14 protein-coding genes are annotated in these 15,956 nt (G+C 72.4%); 13 read left to right on the top strand and 1 reads right to left on the bottom strand.

All coding sequences use genetic code 11. The features are described from left to right. Positions 1-19: 19 nt before the first annotated feature. Positions 20-427, top strand: coding sequence for a transcription antitermination factor NusB (gene nusB / locus ACPPVO_RS48900; protein WP_360376064.1), 408 nt, complete (start codon positions 20-22; stop codon positions 425-427). Between the two features lie 56 nt (positions 428-483). Here the strand turns inward: nusB and ACPPVO_RS48895 are convergent, their stop codons facing one another. Further along, positions 484-972 (bottom strand): transcriptional regulator BldD, encoded by a 489-nt coding sequence (locus tag ACPPVO_RS48895; RefSeq protein WP_033356835.1) that lies wholly within the window; start codon positions 970-972, stop codon positions 484-486. Positions 973-1,163: 191 nt separating this feature from the next. Between ACPPVO_RS48895 and pyrR the strand changes: the two genes are divergently transcribed. The 12 genes from pyrR (at position 1,164) to ACPPVO_RS48835 (ending at position 15,946) form a co-directional block, all read left to right on the top strand. Beyond that, entirely contained in the window at positions 1,164-1,757 is a 594-nt protein-coding gene (gene pyrR, locus ACPPVO_RS48890; RefSeq protein ID WP_426505902.1) for a bifunctional pyr operon transcriptional regulator/uracil phosphoribosyltransferase PyrR, read from the top strand. Then, positions 1,754-2,668, top strand: a complete 915-nt coding sequence (locus tag ACPPVO_RS48885; protein WP_426505900.1) for an aspartate carbamoyltransferase catalytic subunit — start codon at positions 1,754-1,756, stop codon at positions 2,666-2,668. Before pyrR ends, ACPPVO_RS48885 begins: the two co-directional genes overlap by 4 nt. Beyond that, a complete protein-coding gene (locus tag ACPPVO_RS48880) occupies positions 2,665-3,891 on the top strand; it encodes a dihydroorotase (protein WP_426505899.1) in 1,227 nt (408 codons plus the stop codon). The genes ACPPVO_RS48885 and ACPPVO_RS48880 overlap by 4 nt, the downstream gene beginning before the upstream one ends. Next, complete coding sequence (gene carA, locus ACPPVO_RS48875; RefSeq protein WP_426505897.1) at positions 3,888-5,000, top strand: glutamine-hydrolyzing carbamoyl-phosphate synthase small subunit; 1,113 nt, start codon at positions 3,888-3,890, stop codon at positions 4,998-5,000. The genes ACPPVO_RS48880 and carA overlap by 4 nt, the downstream gene beginning before the upstream one ends. Continuing rightward, positions 4,993-8,286, top strand: a complete 3,294-nt coding sequence (gene carB / locus ACPPVO_RS48870) for a carbamoyl-phosphate synthase large subunit (RefSeq protein WP_426505895.1) — start codon at positions 4,993-4,995, stop codon at positions 8,284-8,286. The genes carA and carB overlap by 8 nt, the downstream gene beginning before the upstream one ends. Next, complete coding sequence (locus tag ACPPVO_RS48865) at positions 8,283-9,281, top strand: quinone-dependent dihydroorotate dehydrogenase (protein ID WP_426505893.1); 999 nt, start codon at positions 8,283-8,285, stop codon at positions 9,279-9,281. The genes carB and ACPPVO_RS48865 overlap by 4 nt, the downstream gene beginning before the upstream one ends. A gap of 56 nt (positions 9,282-9,337) precedes the next feature. Continuing rightward, positions 9,338-10,144, top strand: coding sequence for an orotidine-5'-phosphate decarboxylase (gene pyrF, locus ACPPVO_RS48860; protein ID WP_426514829.1), 807 nt, complete (start codon positions 9,338-9,340; stop codon positions 10,142-10,144). Between the two features lie 119 nt (positions 10,145-10,263). Then, positions 10,264-10,584 carry an integration host factor, actinobacterial type gene (mihF, locus tag ACPPVO_RS48855; RefSeq protein WP_190253177.1) on the top strand — a complete coding sequence of 107 codons (321 nt, stop codon included), beginning with the start codon at positions 10,264-10,266 and terminating at the stop codon, positions 10,582-10,584. Between the two features lie 175 nt (positions 10,585-10,759). Beyond that, positions 10,760-11,029, top strand: coding sequence for a DNA-directed RNA polymerase subunit omega (gene rpoZ / locus ACPPVO_RS48850; RefSeq protein ID WP_350612578.1), 270 nt, complete (start codon positions 10,760-10,762; stop codon positions 11,027-11,029). Positions 11,030-11,210: 181 nt separating this feature from the next. Continuing rightward, positions 11,211-12,425 carry a bifunctional phosphopantothenoylcysteine decarboxylase/phosphopantothenate--cysteine ligase CoaBC gene (gene coaBC, locus ACPPVO_RS48845; protein WP_426505891.1) on the top strand — a complete coding sequence of 405 codons (1,215 nt, stop codon included), beginning with the start codon at positions 11,211-11,213 and terminating at the stop codon, positions 12,423-12,425. 127 nt (positions 12,426-12,552) lie between these two features. Continuing rightward, positions 12,553-13,746, top strand: a complete 1,194-nt coding sequence (gene metK / locus ACPPVO_RS48840) for a methionine adenosyltransferase (protein ID WP_360375622.1) — start codon at positions 12,553-12,555, stop codon at positions 13,744-13,746. A gap of 286 nt (positions 13,747-14,032) precedes the next feature. Next, positions 14,033-15,946, top strand: coding sequence for a primosomal protein N' (locus ACPPVO_RS48835; protein ID WP_426514828.1), 1,914 nt, complete (start codon positions 14,033-14,035; stop codon positions 15,944-15,946). Positions 15,947-15,956 lie beyond the last annotated feature (10 nt).

Below are 15,956 nucleotides of genomic sequence, written 5' to 3'. Positions count from 1 at the left end.
TGGTGACGTCACCGCCCAGATGACCGCGCGGCGCAAGGCGCGCAAGCGGGCCCTCGACGTGCTCTACCAGGCCGACCTTCGCGGTGAGCCGCGCGGGTCGGTGCTGACCGCCTACGTGGCCAACCTCGAGGAGCCGCGGCCCGGGTACCTGCCGTACACGGTCCGCCTGGTCGAGGGCGTGGAGGACCACGCGGCGCGCATCGACGAGCTGCTGGCCAGCTACGCCGAGGGCTGGACGCTGGAGCGGATGCCGGTGATCGACCGCAACCTGGCCCGCATCGCCGTGTACGAGCTGCTGTACAACGACGAGATCGACAACCCGGTGGCGATCACCGAGGCCGTGGAGCTGGCCGAGACGCTCTCCACGGACGACTCGCCCCGCTTCCTCAACGGCATCCTGGGCCGCATCGCCGACTACGCGACCTGACGGCCGGGACATGCAGAAAGGGGCCGCGCCGGTAGGCGCGGCCCCCTCCTTGCGTCTCAGCTCTGGAACAGGCTCCGCGGGTCGGTCACCAGCACGCCGTGCTCGTTGAGGCGCTCGACCAGGCCCGACGGCGAGGCGTCGTACACGATCGCCAGCGCGCGCAGGTCGTCCGCGCGGATCGACAGCACGCGGCCGTTGTAGTCGCCCCGCTGCTGCTGGATGGCCCGGGCGTAGCGGGCGACGTAGGCGAGGTCCTCGGCACCGGCGTCGTAAAGGCGCTCCAGGTCGAGGACGATCTTGTTGGTGGGCTCGTGACGCACTCCGCTGCCCTCGGGCAGCAGCTCGGCCACGGGCACGCGGTAGAACTCGGCCAGCTCGGCCAGGCGAGAGACGGTGACGGCACGGTCGCCACGCTCATACGACCCGACGACGACGGCCTTCCAGCGCCCGGCCGACTTCTCCTCGACACCCTGCAGAGACAGCCCCTGCTGCTGTCGGATGGAGCGCAGGCGAGCACCAAGAGACTTGGCGTACTCAGACGGCATACGGACACTCCCAGTCACTGGCCTGAGGGGTTTCCCCAGCGATCGCTACGGAGCGTGACCGTAACTGGCTCGCGACGCGCGGTCAAGTGGTCGAGACCCTTCCGTTGCCCTGGTCAGGGCGGTTGTTAGGGTAGTTGACGTTCGACGTCCTTTAACGACCCGTCCGGAGAGGCGGGGAAGGAGGTCCTGTTTTGTCGTCCCCGACAACCGGCACTGAGCTGGGTAAAACCATCCTAACGGCGACGGATGTCGCCCGTGTGGTGGACCGGATTGCCCATCAGATTCTGGAAAAGACGTCCGGCGCGGCCGAAACGGTGCTGCTGGGCATACCTACCCGGGGCGTTCCGCTGGCTCGCCGACTGGCCGCCCGGATCGCCGCATTCGAGGGCTTTGACGTTCCCGTGGGTGTGTTGGACATCACGCTGTACCGGGACGATCTGCGACTGCACGCGACGCGTGCTGTGGGTCACACCGAGATCCCTGCCGGCGGCCTCGACGGGCGCCGCGTGATCCTCGTCGACGACGTCCTCTTCTCCGGGCGTACCGTCCGCGCCGCGCTCGACGCGCTCAAGGACCTCGGCCGCCCCCGGGCGGTCCAGCTGGCCGTCCTGGTCGACCGCGGCCACCGCGAACTGCCCATCCGGGCCGACTACGTGGGCAAGAACATCCCGACCTCGATGGACGAGAGCGTGCGGGTGCTGACGGCCGAGATCGACGGCACTGATCTTGTCAAAATCCAAAGCAAGTCTGCCCTCCTGATCCAGAGCAAGGGGGACCGGGCATGATCAAGCACCTGCTGAGCGCGGCCGACCTCGACGCGCCCACCGCCACCCTGGTCCTCGACACCGCCGAGGAGATGGCGAGCCTGGCCGCGCGCGAGGTCAAGAAGCTGCCCACGCTGCGCGGGCGGACCGTGGTGAACCTCTTCTACGAGGACTCCACCCGCACCCGCATCTCGTTCGAGGCCGCGGCCAAGCGGCTGTCCGCCGACGTCATCAACTTCTCGGCCAAGGGCTCCAGCGTCTCCAAGGGTGAAAGTCTCAAGGACACGGCGCTGACGCTGCAGGCGATGGGCGCCGACGCCGTGGTGGTGCGCCACCCGGCCAGCGGGGCGCCGCACCGGCTCGCCAACTGGGTCGAGGGCAGCGTGGTCAACGCCGGCGACGGCACCCACGAACACCCGACGCAGGCGCTGCTGGACGCGTACACCATGCGCAGCCGCCTCGGCCGCCTGGCCGGGCTCAACGTCACGATCGTCGGCGACGTGCTGCACTCGCGGGTCGCGCGCTCCAACGTGCAGCTGCTGCACACGCTGGGGGCCAAGGTGACGCTCGTCGCGCCGCCGACGCTGCTGCCGGTGGGCGTGGCGGCGTGGCCGGCGAGCACCTCCTACGACCTCGACGCGGTGGTGCCCGGCTCCGACGTGGTCATGATGCTGCGCGTCCAGCGCGAGCGCATGAACCAGGCGTACTTCCCCTCCGAGCGCGAGTACTCCCGCCGGTACGGCTTCGACGTTCCGCGCATGCGCCGCCTGCCGGAGCACGCGATCGTCATGCACCCCGGCCCGATGAACCGCGGCATGGAGATCGCGCCCGAGGTGGCCGACTCCGCCCGCTCCACGATCGTCGAACAGGTCGCCAACGGCGTCTCCGTGCGGATGGCCGTCCTCTACCTGCTGCTCGGAGGCAAGTCGTGATCATCACCAACACGCAGCTCGGCGAGATCACCGTCGAAAACGGCGTCATCACCGCCGTCGATCCGGCGAAGACCGGACCGAACATCGCCCTTCCGGGCCTCGTCGACCTGCACACCCACCTGCGCGAGCCGGGCCGCGAGGACGCCGAGACCGTCGAGTCCGGCTCCCGCGCCGCGGCCCTGGGCGGCTTCACCGCCGTCTGCGCCATGGCCAACACCTCGCCGGTCGCCGACACCGCCGGCGTGGTCGAGCAGGTGTGGCGGCTCGGGCGCGAGGCCGGCCTGGTCGACGTCCAGCCGATCGGCGCCGTCACCGTCGGCCTGGCCGGCGAGCAGCTCGCCGAGCTCGGCGCGATGGCCGACTCCGCCGCCCGCGTCCGGGTCTTCTCCGACGACGGGCACTGCGTGCACGACCCGCGGCTCATGCGCCGGGCGCTGGAGTACGTGAAGGCCTTCGACGGGGTGATCGCCCAGCACGCCGAGGAGCCGCGGCTGACCACCGGCGCGCAGATGAACGAGGGCGCGGTCGCCGCGCGGCTCGGGCTCACCGGCTGGCCGGCCGTCGCCGAGGAGGCGATCATCGCCCGCGACGTGCTGCTGGCCGGGCACGTCGGCGCGCGGCTGCACATCTGCCACGTCTCCACCGCCGGCAGCGTCGAGCTGATCCGCTGGGCCAAGTCCAAGGGCTGGCGGGTCACGGCCGAGGTCACCCCGCACCACCTGCTGCTCACCGAGGACCGCGCCACCCAGTACGACCCGGTCTTCAAGGTCAACCCGCCGCTGCGCACCGAGGCCGACGTGCTGGCCCTGCGCGAGGGGCTGCTGGACGGCACCATCGACTGCGTCGCCACCGACCACGCCCCGCACAGCGTGGAGGACAAGGAGTGCGAGTGGGCGTACGCCCGGCCCGGCATGCTGGGGCTGGAGACGGCGCTCGCCATCGTGGTCCAGACCATGGGCCCGCGCTGGGACCGCATCGCCGAGTGGATGTCGGCCGCCCCCGCCCGCATCGCCGGGCTGTCCGGGCACGGCACCCCGCTGGAGGTGGGGCAGCCGGCCAACATCGCGATCTTCGACCCGGGCGTGCGCTGGACCGTCGACCCGACGGCCCTGGCCAGCCGCTCCCGCAACACCCCTTACGCCGGAATGGAGCTGCGCGGCCGCATCGAGGCGACCTACCTGCGCGGCGAGCCGACGGTGCTGAACGGAAAGGCAACACGGTGAGGCGCAGAGAGGCCCTGCTCGTCCTGGAGGACGGGCGCACCTTCCGGGGTGAGGCGTTCGGTGGCATCGGCGAGACGTTCGGCGAGGCCGTCTTCAACACCGGCATGACCGGCTACCAGGAGACGCTCACCGACCCCTCGTACCACCGCCAGGTGGTCGTGCAGACCGCGCCGCAGATCGGCAACACCGGGGTCAACGGCGAGGACGACGAGTCCGGCCGGATCTGGGTGGCCGGCTACGTGCTGCGCGACCCGTCCCGCTCCTACTCCAACTGGCGCGCCACCGGCAGCCTCGAGGACCGGCTCGCCGCCGAGAACGTCGTGGGCATCAGCGGCATCGACACCCGGGCGCTCACCCGGCACCTGCGCGAGCGCGGCGCCATGCGGGTCGGCGTCTCCAGCGTCGAGGACGACCCGGAGGCGCTGCTCGATCGGGTCCGGCGGCAGCCGCAGATGCTCGGCGCCGACCTCTCCGCCGAGGTCAGCACGCCGCAGCGGTACACCGTGGAGGCCGACGGCGAGCATCGGCTCACGGTCGCCGCGATCGACCTCGGGATCAAGCGCAACGTGCCGCGCCGGCTCGCCGCCCGCGGGGTCACCACGCACGTCCTGCCGGCCTCGGCGACCCTGGAGGACATCCGGGCGCTCGGCGCCGACGCGGTGTTCTTCTCGCCCGGCCCGGGCGACCCGGCCACCGCCGACGGCCCGGTGAACCTGGCCCGGGCGGTCATGGGGGCGAAGATCCCGCTCTTCGGCATCTGCTTCGGCAGCCAGATTCTGGGCCGTGCGCTCGGTTTCGGCACCTACAAGCTCGGGTACGGCCACCGCGGCATCAACCAGCCGGTGCTCGACCGCACCACCGGCAAGGTCGAGGTGACAAGCCACAACCACGGTTTCGCGGTCGACGCGCCCCTCGACGAGCGGGTCGAGACCGAGTTCGGCGCCGTCGAGGTCAGCCACGTCTGCCTCAACGACAACGTGGTCGAGGGCCTGCGCTGCCTGGACACGCCGGCCTTCACCGTGCAGTACCACCCGGAGGCGGCAGCGGGGCCGCACGACGCGGATTACCTGTTCGATCGATTCGCGGAGCTGATGCAGACCAATGCCTAAGCGCACCGATCTCCGGCACGTCCTCGTCATCGGCTCGGGTCCGATCGTCATCGGGCAGGCGTGCGAGTTCGACTACTCCGGCACCCAGGCCTGCCGCGTGCTGCGGGCCGAGGGCCTGCGGGTCAGCCTGGTCAACAGCAACCCGGCGACCATCATGACCGATCCCGAGTTCGCCGACGCGACATACGTCGAGCCGATCACGCCCGAGTTCGTCGAGCAGGTGATCGCCCGCGAGCGCCCCGACGCGCTGCTGGCCACGCTCGGCGGGCAGACCGCGCTCAACACCGCCGTGGCGCTGCACGAGGCGGGGGTGCTCGAGAAGTACGGCGTCGAGCTCATCGGCGCCGACATCGACGCCATCCGCCGCGGCGAGGACCGGCAGCTGTTCAAGGACATCGTCGCCCGCGCCGGTGGCGAGACGCCCCGCTCGCGGGTGTGCCACTCCATGGACGAGGTGCACGCGACCGTCGCCGAGCTCGGCCTGCCCGTCGTCATCCGGCCCTCGTTCACCATGGGCGGGCTCGGCTCCGGCATGGCGCACAACACCGCCGACCTCGAGCGCCTCGCCGGCGGGGGCCTGGCCGCCTCGCCCGTGCACGAGGTGCTCATCGAGGAGAGCGTGCTGGGCTGGAAGGAGTACGAGCTCGAGCTCATGCGCGACAAGCACGACAACGTCGTGGTCGTGTGCTCGATCGAGAACGTCGACGCGATGGGCGTGCACACCGGCGACTCGGTGACCGTGGCGCCGGCGATGACGCTTACCGACGTGGAGTACCAACGGCTGCGCGATCTCGGCATCGCCGTGCTGCGCGAGGTCGGGGTCGACACCGGCGGCTGCAACATCCAGTTCGCCGTGAACCCGGAGGACGGGCGTCTCGTGGTCATCGAGATGAACCCGCGGGTGTCGCGCTCCAGCGCCCTGGCCTCCAAGGCGACGGGCTTCCCGATCGCGAAGATCGCCGCCAAGCTCGCCATCGGGTACACCCTCGACGAGATCCCCAACGACATCACCCTCAAGACGCCGGCCGCGTTCGAGCCGTCGCTGGACTACGTCGTGGTGAAGATCCCGCGCTTCGCGTTCGAGAAGTTCCCGGGCGCCGACGCCGAGCTCACCACCACGATGAAGTCGGTGGGCGAGGCGATGTCCCTCGGGCGGACGTTCGCCGAGGCCCTGGGCAAGGCCATGCGCTCGCTGGAGACCAAGGCCGTGGGCTTCTGGACGGTGCCGGACGAGTCGCTGCTCGGGGATCTGCGGGTGCCGCACGACGGGCGCCTGTACACCGCCGAGCTGGCCCTGCGCCAGGGGCGGACGGTCGCCGAGGTCGCCGCCGCGTCCGGCTACGACCCCTGGTTCGTCGACCAGCTGGCCGCCCTCGTGGAGCTGCGCGCCGAGATCGTCGACGCGGCCGTGCTCGACCTGCCGCTGCTGCGCCGGGCCAAGCGGGCCGGGCTGTCGGACCGGCAGGTCGCGGCGCTGCGGCCCGAGTTCGCGGGCGAGGACGGCGTGCGCTCGCTGCGCCACCGCCTCGGGCTGCGGCCGGTGTACAAGACGGTCGACACCTGCGCCGCCGAGTTCGCCGCGGGCACGCCGTACCACTACAGCACGTACGAGGACGAGACCGAGGTCACGCCGTCGGACCGGCCGAAGGTGCTCATCCTCGGCTCCGGCCCGAACCGCATCGGCCAGGGCATCGAGTTCGACTACTCGTGCGTGCACGCGGTCATGGCGCTGCGGGCCAAGGGCTACGAGACCGTCATGGTCAACTGCAACCCGGAGACCGTGTCCACCGACTACGACACCGCCGACCGGCTGTACTTCGAGCCGCTCACCTTCGAGGACGTCCTCGAGGTCGTGCACGCCGAGGACAGCTCGGGCCGGGCGGCCGGCGGCCCCGGCGTCGTCGGCGTCATCGTGCAGCTGGGCGGCCAGACCCCGCTCGGGCTGGCCGAGCGCCTGGAGCGGGCCGGGGTGCCGATCGTGGGCACGTCGCCGGCGGCGATCGACCTCGCCGAGGACCGCGGCCTGTTCGGGAAGCTGCTGACCGAGTCCGGGCTGCGCTCGCCCGCGCACGGCACCGCGACCACGTTCCCGGAGGCCAAGCGGATCGCCGACGAGATCGGGTACCCGGTGCTGGTGCGCCCGTCGTACGTCCTCGGCGGCCGGGGCATGGAGATCGTCTACGACGAGCCGACCCTGCGCGACTACATCGGCCGGGCCACCGAGATCTCGCCCGCGCACCCGGTGCTCGTCGACCGCTTCCTGGACGACGCCATCGAGATCGACGTCGACGCGCTGTGCGACGCGACCGGCGAGGTGTACCTCGGCGGCGTGATGGAGCACATCGAGGAGGCCGGCATCCACTCCGGCGACTCGTCCTGCGCGCTGCCGCCGATCACGCTCGCCGCCGTGCACCTGGCCGAGGTGCGCCGGTACACCGTCGCCATCGCGCGCGGGATCGGCGTGCGGGGGCTGCTCAACGTGCAGTACGCGCTCAAGGACGACGTCCTGTACGTGCTGGAGGCCAACCCGCGCGCCTCGCGCACGGTGCCGTTCGTGTCCAAGGCGACCGCGGTACCGCTGGCCAAGGCGGCCGCCCGCATCGCGCTCGGGGCCACCGTCGCCGAGCTGCGCGCGGAGGGGCTGCTGCCGGCCGCGGGCGACGGCGGGGCGCTGCCCGAGCACGCCCCGATCGCGGTCAAGGAGGCGGTGCTGCCGTTCAAGCGGTTCCGCACCGTCGAGGGCAAGGGCGTGGACAACCTGCTCGGCCCCGAGATGAAGTCCACCGGCGAGGTGATGGGCATCGACCCGTCCTTCGGGCACGCCTTCGCCAAGTCGCAGGCGGCCGCGTACGGCTCGCTGCCCACCTCCGGCACCGTGCTCGTCACCGTGGCCAACCGGGACAAGCGCGGGATCGTCTTCCCGGTCAAGCGCCTCGCCGACCTCGGCTTCGCGATCGTGGCGACCTCCGGCACCGGGGAGGTGCTGCGCCGCTACGGCGTGGCGTGCGAGATCGTGCCGAAGCACTACGAGGAGGGCGGCGGCCGCAACGCCGTCTCGCTCATCGCGGCCGGCGAGGTCGACCTGGTGATCAACACGCCGCAGGGCTCCAGCGGGCGGCAGGACGGGTACGAGATCCGCAGTGCCGCGGTTGTCTCCGACATCCCGTGCATCACGACCCTGCCGGGCGCGGCGGCCGCGGTGATGGGCGTGGAGGCGCTCATCCGCGGTGAGATGACGGTCCGGCCGCTGCAGGAGCTGCACGCGGCCCTGCGGGAAGCCCGGTGAGGCTCTACGAGCGGGCGGTCCGCCCGGCGCTTTTCCGGCTCAACGGCGGTGACGCCGAGTCGGTGCACGAGCGGACCCTGCGCATGCTCGCGCGGCTGCCCCGGGCGCGGCGGGCCTACAGCCCGCCCGGGGCCCGCCGGACGGTGTTCGGGGTCGACTTCCCCAACCCGGTCGGGCTCGCCGCGGGCATGGACAAGGACGGCCGCGCGCTGGGCGCCTGGCCGCGCCTGGGCTTCGGCTTCGTCGAGGTCGGCACCGTCACCCGGCACGCGCAGCCGGGCAACGAGCGGCCGCGGCTGTTCCGCCTCCCGGAGCAGGAGGCGATCGTCAACCGGATGGGCTTCAACAACGCCGGGGCCGAGGCGCTCGCGGCCCGGCTCCGGGCGCTGGGGCCCCTGCCCGTGCCGCTGGGCATCAGCCTGGGCAAGTCGAAGGTCACCCCGCTGACGGGCGCCGTCGAGGACTACGTGCACAGTTTCCGGCAGCTGTACGGCCTGGGCTCCTACTTCGCCGTCAACGTCAGCTCGCCCAACACGCCGGGCCTGCGCGAGCTGCAGGACAAGGCGCACCTCTCGGCCCTGCTCGGCGCCCTGCGCACGGAGGCCCAGGGGCTCGGCGGCCCGGTGCCGGTCCTGGTCAAGGTCGCCCCCGACCTGACCGACGCGGCCCTGGGCGACCTGCTCGACGTCTGCCTCGGGCTGGATGTCGCCGGGCTCATCGCGACCAACACGACGATCGAGCGCCCCGGCGTCACGACCGCCGAGGCCGGTGGGCTCTCCGGGCGGCCGCTCGCCCCGCGGGCCCTGGAGGTCGTGCGGTTCGTGGCCAAGGAGAGCGGGCTGCCGGTCATCGGCGTGGGCGGCATCACCCGCCCCGACGACGCCCAGCGGATGCTCGACGCCGGCGCCGCGCTGGTGCAGCTGTACACCGGGTTCATCTACCACGGCCCCGCTCTCGTGCGCGGGGCCGTCGCATCGACGAGGAGCGCTACGTGAGCGTGCACCGTGCGGAACGTGTGACTGAAGCTTTCGGGGCGCGTTTGAGGGCCGCCATGGACACGCTGGGGCCCCTGTGCGTAGGGATCGACCCTCACCCCTCCCTCCTGGCCTCCTGGGGCCTCTCCGACGATGTCAAGGGCCTGGAAGCGTTCGGTCGGACGGTGGGGGAGGCCCTGGCCGGACGGGTCGCGGCCATCAAGCCCCAGTCTGCCTTTTTTGAGCGTTTCGGCTCCAGAGGCATAGCCGTCCTTGAGTCGGTTATCCGACAGTTGCGCGGCTCGGGCAGCCTGGTGATTCTCGACGTCAAGCGGGGCGACATCGGCTCGACCGCGGCCGCGTACGCCGACGCGTACCTCGATCCGGCCTCCCCGCTGTGCGCCGACGCGGTCACCGTCAGTCCCTACCTCGGCTTCGGCTCGCTGCGCCCGATCATCGACAAGGCCCGTGCCAACGGGCTCGGCGCGTTCGTCCTGGCCCTCACCTCCAACCCCGAGGGTGCGGCGGTCCAGCGGGCCGTCGCGGCCGACGGGCGGACCGTCGCGCAGACCATTATCGACGAGATTTCCCAGGTCAACGCGGGTGTGAGCCCGATGGGCGACATCGGCGTCGTGGTCGGGGCGACCGTCGGGCCGACGGGGCACAGGCTGATCGATCTCAATGGACCGATCCTCGCGCCGGGCCTCGGCGCGCAGGGCGGAAAGGCCGAGGATCTGCGCGCCGTATTCGGGAACGCGCTCGATCTCGTTCTGCCGTCGTGGTCGCGCGAGGTCCTCTCGGCGGGCCCGGATCAGGCCGCGTTGCGGGCCGCGGCGGAGCGCGCGCGTGATTCCTGTGCGTCCGCAATTGCGGTCACTGCGTGATCATCGAATCTTCACAAGGCGTCGATCTTGCCTTCTGACGTTGCCGAAATGGCTTCTGACCGCTAGTTTTCCCGGCGCTAGACCATCAACACTTTTTTCAAGGGACCTGAGGAGACCTGGTGCCGCTCCCGTCACTGAGCCCGGAACAGCGCGCTGCCGCTTTGGAAAAGGCGGCTGAGATCCGTAAGGCTCGCGCTGAGCTGAAGGAGCAACTCAAGCAGGGCAAGACGACGCTTGCCGCGGTGATCGATCGCGCGGAGTCCGACGATGTCGTCGGCAAGCTGAAGGTCTCGGCCGTGCTCCAGGCGATGCCCGGCATCGGCAAGATCCGGGCAACGCAGATCATGGAGAAGCTGAAGATCGCCGAGAGCCGCCGCCTGCGCGGCCTGGGTGACCAGCAGCGCAAGGCCCTGCTCGGGGAGTTCGCCGGCGGCAAGTGATGCCCCCGGCGGTCCCCCGGACCGGTGCAATCACCCCGACGCGCTCGGACTTCGGTCCGGGCGCGTCGGCGTTCCTGCACCTCTGGTAAGGTCGTAGGGTTGGCTCGCAAGAGCCGTCAATTTCACCGTGCTAGCTAACACTGTGCTAGCTAACGAGAGTGTTGAGGTTAGATCCGTGGCCGGAACCGTGGCAGACCCGCAGGGGATCACCAACCCGCCGATCGACGAGCTGCTGGAAAAGACGACGTCGAAGTACGCCCTGGTGATTTTCGCGGCGAAGCGTGCCCGCCAGGTCAACGCCTACTACAGCCAGCTGGGTGAGGGCCTCCTCGAGTACGTCGGCCCCCTGGTGGAGACCACGCCGCAGGAGAAGCCGCTCTCGATCGCGCTGCGCGAGATCAACAGCGGGCTGCTGACCGCCGAGCGCATCGAAGAAGTCGTCTGAGCTGACCCATGTCCGACCAGCCCGCCGAGGGACGCCCCAGGCTCTGTCCGGCCGCTCCTGCCGGCCTGCGACGGGTCCAGATTCCGCCTGGCGGCGTCGCGTGCAAGCCGGGTTACAACCCCGGTAGCCAGGCTTCCACGCGCCACCACCAGGCGAAGTCTGGCCTCCGTCTCGGCTCGGCATGAGCGACCGGACAGAGCCTCGGGTCGTCCTCGGCGTGGCCGGCGGCATCGCCGCGTACAAGGCCTGTGAGCTGCTGCGGCTGCTGACCGAGTCCGGTCACCGGGTGCGGGTCGTCCCCACCGCCGCCGCGCTCACCTTCGTCGGCGAGGCCACCTGGGCCGCGCTGTCCGGCGAGCCGGTCAGCACCGACGTCTGGGCCGGCGCCCACGAGGTGCCGCACGTCCGCCTCGGCCGCGAGGCCGACCTGCTCGTCGTCGCCCCGGCCACCGCCGACCTGCTCGCCAAGGCCGCTCACGGCCTGGCCGACGACCTGCTCACCAACACGCTGCTCACCGCCCGGTGCCCGGTGCTCTTCGCGCCGGCGATGCACACCGAGATGTGGGAGCACCCCGCCACCCAGGCCAACGTGGCCACCCTGCGCGCCCGCGGCGCCGTGGTGCTCGAGCCCGCCGTCGGGCGGCTCACCGGCGCCGACACCGGCAAGGGCCGCCTGCCCGAGCCGGCCGAGATCTTCGCCGTCGCGACCCGGCTGCGGCGCCGCGGCCCGGACGGGTCCGACCTGGCCGGGCGGCACATCGTGGTCACCGCCGGCGGCACCCGCGAGCCGATCGACCCGGTGCGGTTCATCGGCAACCGGTCGTCGGGCAAGCAGGGGTACGCGATCGCCCGCGCCGCCGTCGCCCGCGGCGCCCGCGTGACGCTGATCGCGGCGAACGTCACACTGCCGGACCCGGCGGGGGCCGACGTGGTGCGGGTGGAGACCACCGAGCAGTTGCGGGTGGCCGCCGTGACCGCCGCCAAGGCCGCCGACGCCGTGGTCATGGCGGCCGCGCCGGCCGACTTCCGGCCCGCGAGCCGGTCCGCGACGAAGATCAAGAAGGTGGACGGGGCGGCGCCGGCCCTGGAGCTGGTGACCAACCCCGACATCGCCGCCGAGCTGGGCGCGGCCAAGCCCGAGGGGCAGGTGCTCGTCGCGTTCGCGGCCGAGACCGCCGACCTCGAGCGGGCCGTCGTCGCCGGCCACGAGAAGCTGCTGCGCAAGCGGGCCGACCTGATCGTGGTCAACGAGGTCGGGGTGGACAAGACCTTCGGCGCCGAGCGCAACCAGGCGGTCATCCTGAGTGCCGACGGTTCGCGCGATGCGCTGCCCGAGCTACCCAAAGACGAGCTAGCGGATAGGATTTTAGACCGCATGGCCGCCTGTTTTGCCTGATCGCCGAGGTGCGGGGCGCAACGAGGCGCCGCGCTTCCCGCCGGTGCGTCGACCGCGGCACCAGCCCGAGGTCGTACACTCTGGCGAAACTCATCTCTCGTCCGTCGTTTCCCCCTGAGGAGCACCATTGGCACGCCGCCTTTTCACGTCGGAGTCGGTCACCGAAGGCCACCCGGACAAGATCGCCGATCAGATCAGTGACGGCGTCCTCGATGCGCTCCTCACCCAGGACGCGCGCAGCCGCGTGGCCGTCGAGACGCTCATCACGACCGGCCAGGTCCACGTCGCCGGTGAGGTGACCACGACCGCCTATGCCGACATCGCGAAGATCGTCCGCGAGACGATCCTGGGCATCGGGTACGACTCTTCGAAGAAGGGCTTCGACGGCGCGTCCTGCGGCGTGAGCGTGTCGATCGGCTCCCAGTCGCCCGACATCGCCCAGGGCGTCGACTCGGCCATCGAGATCCGTGAGGGCAGCGGCGGCGACGCGCTCGACCTGCAGGGCGCCGGCGACCAGGGCATGATGTTCGGCTTCGCGTGCAGCGAGACGCCGGAGCTCATGCCGCTGCCGATCGCGCTGGCGCACCGCCTGGCCCGCCGCCTCTCCGCGGTGCGCAAGGACGGCACGATCCCCTACCTGCGCCCGGACGGCAAGACCCAGGTCACCATCGAGTACGACGGCCTGCGCCCGGTGCGCCTGCACACCGTCGTGGTGTCCAGCCAGCACGCCCCGGACATCTCGCTCGACTCGCTGCTCACGCCCGACGTGCGCGAGCACGTCATCGCCCCCGAGCTCGAGGGCCTGGGCCTGGAGACCGAGGGCTACCGCCTGCTGGTCAACCCGACCGGCCGCTTCGAGATCGGCGGCCCGATGGGCGACGCCGGCCTGACCGGCCGCAAGATCATCGTCGACACCTACGGCGGCTACGCCCGCCACGGCGGCGGCGCCTTCTCCGGCAAGGACCCGTCCAAGGTCGACCGCTCCGCCGCCTACGCGATGCGCTGGGTGGCCAAGAACGTCGTGGCCGCGGGCCTGGCCGAGCGCTGCGAGGTGCAGATCGCCTACGCCATCGGCAAGGCGCACCCGGTCTCGCTGTTCGTGGAGACCTTCGGCACCGAGGTCGTGCCGGTCGAGCGGATCGAGAAGGCCATCAACGAGGTCTTCGACCTGCGCCCGGCCGCCATCATCCGCGACCTGGACCTGCTCAAGCCGGTCTACCAGCAGACCGCCGCCTACGGGCACTTCGGCCGCGAGCTTCCCGGCTTCACGTGGGAGCAGGCCTCCCGCACGGCCGAGCTGAAGTCCGCCGCCGGCGCCTGACGCGATTCGCTCCGCTCCGACGTTGGCCGATCAGCCCGAACCCCGGATTGATCGGCCATCGTCATTTTCGCCACCTGGCGAAAATCCGCCGGAGTCTATTCATTCAGCTTCATCTCGCATTGTGGCGCGCTCAACTGATCGATCAGAGACTATTGAGTCGGCGTTGTTCCCCGAGTCGGAACTGAAGCCGCGGGCCGCCGCCGAGCGCATTGCCGGAAACGCCGGCGGGAAGGCGCGCGCCGCCCGCAAGGCCGCCCCGCCGAAACGCGCGACCGACGATTCGCCGATCGCGCGCGTCTGCGTCGACAGCCCGCTGCCGCACCTCGACCGCCCCTTCGACTACCTGGTGCCGGCCGAGGCCGCCGGGACCGCCCGCCCCGGCACGCGCGTGAAGGTCCGCTTCGGCGGCCAGGTCGTGGACGGCTTCGTGCTCGAACGCGCCGCGCAGAGCGACCACGACGGGCGGCTCTCGTTCCTGGACAAGGTCGTCTCGCCCGAGCGGGTGCTCACGCCCGAGGTCGCGCGGCTGGCCCGGGAGATCGCGGACCGGTACGCGGGCACCCTCTCCGACGTGCTCCGCCTGGCCATCCCGCCCCGGCACGCCCGGGCCGAGGCCGAACCGCCCCCGGCCGAACCGCCGCCGCCGTCCGGCTCGACGGCCGGGGCGGCCTGGGAGCGGTACACCGCCGGCGCCGCGCTGCTGCGAGCCCTCGCCGACGACCGGGCGCCCCGCGCGGTCTGGACGGCCCTGCCCGGCGAGGACTGGCCGGCCCGCCTGGCCGAGGCCGCCGCGACAAGCCTCGCCGCCGGCCGGGGCGCGCTCGTCGTCGTGGCCGACGCCCGCGACCTCGAACGCCTCGACGCCGCGCTGCTGCGGGTCCTGGGCGGCCCGGGCCACCACGTCGCGCTCTCCGCCGCGATCGGGCCCGCCGAGCGGTACCGCCGCTTCCTCGCCGCCGCCCGCGGCACCGCCCGCATCGTCATCGGCACCCGCGCCGCCGCGTTCGCCCCGGTCGCCGGCCTCGGGCTGGTCGCCATCTGGGACGACGGCGACGACCTGCACTCCGAGCAGCGCGCCCCCTACCCGCACGCCCGCCAGGTACTGCTGGCCCGCGCCGAGCAGGAGCACTGCGCCGCGATCGTCGGCGGCTTCGGGCGCACCGCCGAGGCCCAGCAGCTCGTCGAGACCGGCTGGGCGATCGAGGTCGGCGCCACCCGCGAGGAGCTGCGCCGCGCCATGCCGCGCGTGCTCACCGTCGGCGAGCACGAGCGCGCCCGCGACCCGGAGGCCGCGGCCGCGCGCCTGCCCTCGGTCGCCTGGCGCGCCGCCCGCGAGGCCCTCACCGGCGGCCGGCCGGTGCTCATCCAGGTGCCGCGCCGCGGGTACCTGCCCGCCGTCGCCTGCGCCGACTGCTACACCCCGGCCCGTTGCAGCCACTGCTCCGGCCCGCTCGCCCTCCCGGCCGCCGACGGCGTGCCCGCCTGCCGCTGGTGCGGCCGCCCCGCCGCCGGCCACGCCTGCCCCGAGTGCGGCGGCCGACGCCTGCGCGCCGCCGTGGTCGGCGCCCGCCGTACCGCGGAAGAACTGGCCCGGGCCTTTCCCGGCGCCCCGGTGCGCACCTCGGGCCGCGACGGGATCCTGACCACCGTGCCGCACGAGGCCACCCTCGTCGTGTCCACCCCCGGCGCCGAGCCGCTCGCCGAGGGCGGCTACGGCGCGGTGCTCCTGCTCGACACCTGGGCCTTCCTCACCCGCGCCGACCTGCGCGGCACCGAGGAGGCGCTGCGGCGCTGGTTCACGGCGGCGGCCCTGGCCCGGCCCGGCGCGCCGGTGGTCGTCGTCGCCGACGGCGGGCTCGCGGCCGTGCAGGCGCTGCTGCGCTTCGACCCGGCCTGGCTCGCGGCCCGCGAGCTGGCCGACCGGCGCGAGCTCGGCTTCCCGCCGGCGGCGAGGATCGCGGCGCTGACCGGGACGCCCGCGGCGGTCGCGGAGCTGCTGGCGCTGGCCGAGCTCCCGCCGGGCGCGGAGGTCCTCGGGCCGGTGCCGGCCGCGGAGGGGCAGGAGCGGATGCTGGTACGCACCTCGCGGGCGGCGGGGAAGGCGCTGGCGCTGTCGCTCAAGGCGGCGGCGGGCGCGCGGTCGGTGCGCAAGGCCGCCGATCCGGTGAAGATCCAGGTCGACCCGCTCGACCTGCTGTAGAGCCGGCGGG

The sequence above is a fragment of the Dactylosporangium sp. McL0621 genome (assembly GCF_049995355.1).
Lineage (GTDB): Bacteria > Actinomycetota > Actinomycetes > Mycobacteriales > Micromonosporaceae > Dactylosporangium.
Note: the sequence above shows the minus strand (reverse complement) of the source record. Positions and strands in the feature narration are given on the sequence as shown.

Coding starts and splice junctions, on each gene's coding strand:
- coaBC (WP_426505891.1), top strand. CDS start 11,211: ATGAGCGACCGGACAGAGCCTCGGGTCGTCCTCGGCGTGGCCGGCGGC.
- ACPPVO_RS48895 (WP_033356835.1), bottom strand. CDS start 972: ATGCCGTCTGAGTACGCCAAGTCTCTTGGTGCTCGCCTGCGCTCCATC.
- pyrF (WP_426514829.1), top strand. CDS start 9,338: ATGGACACGCTGGGGCCCCTGTGCGTAGGGATCGACCCTCACCCCTCC.
- nusB (WP_360376064.1), top strand. CDS start 20: ATGACCGCGCGGCGCAAGGCGCGCAAGCGGGCCCTCGACGTGCTCTAC.
- carB (WP_426505895.1), top strand. CDS start 4,993: ATGCCTAAGCGCACCGATCTCCGGCACGTCCTCGTCATCGGCTCGGGT.
- ACPPVO_RS48885 (WP_426505900.1), top strand. CDS start 1,754: ATGATCAAGCACCTGCTGAGCGCGGCCGACCTCGACGCGCCCACCGCC.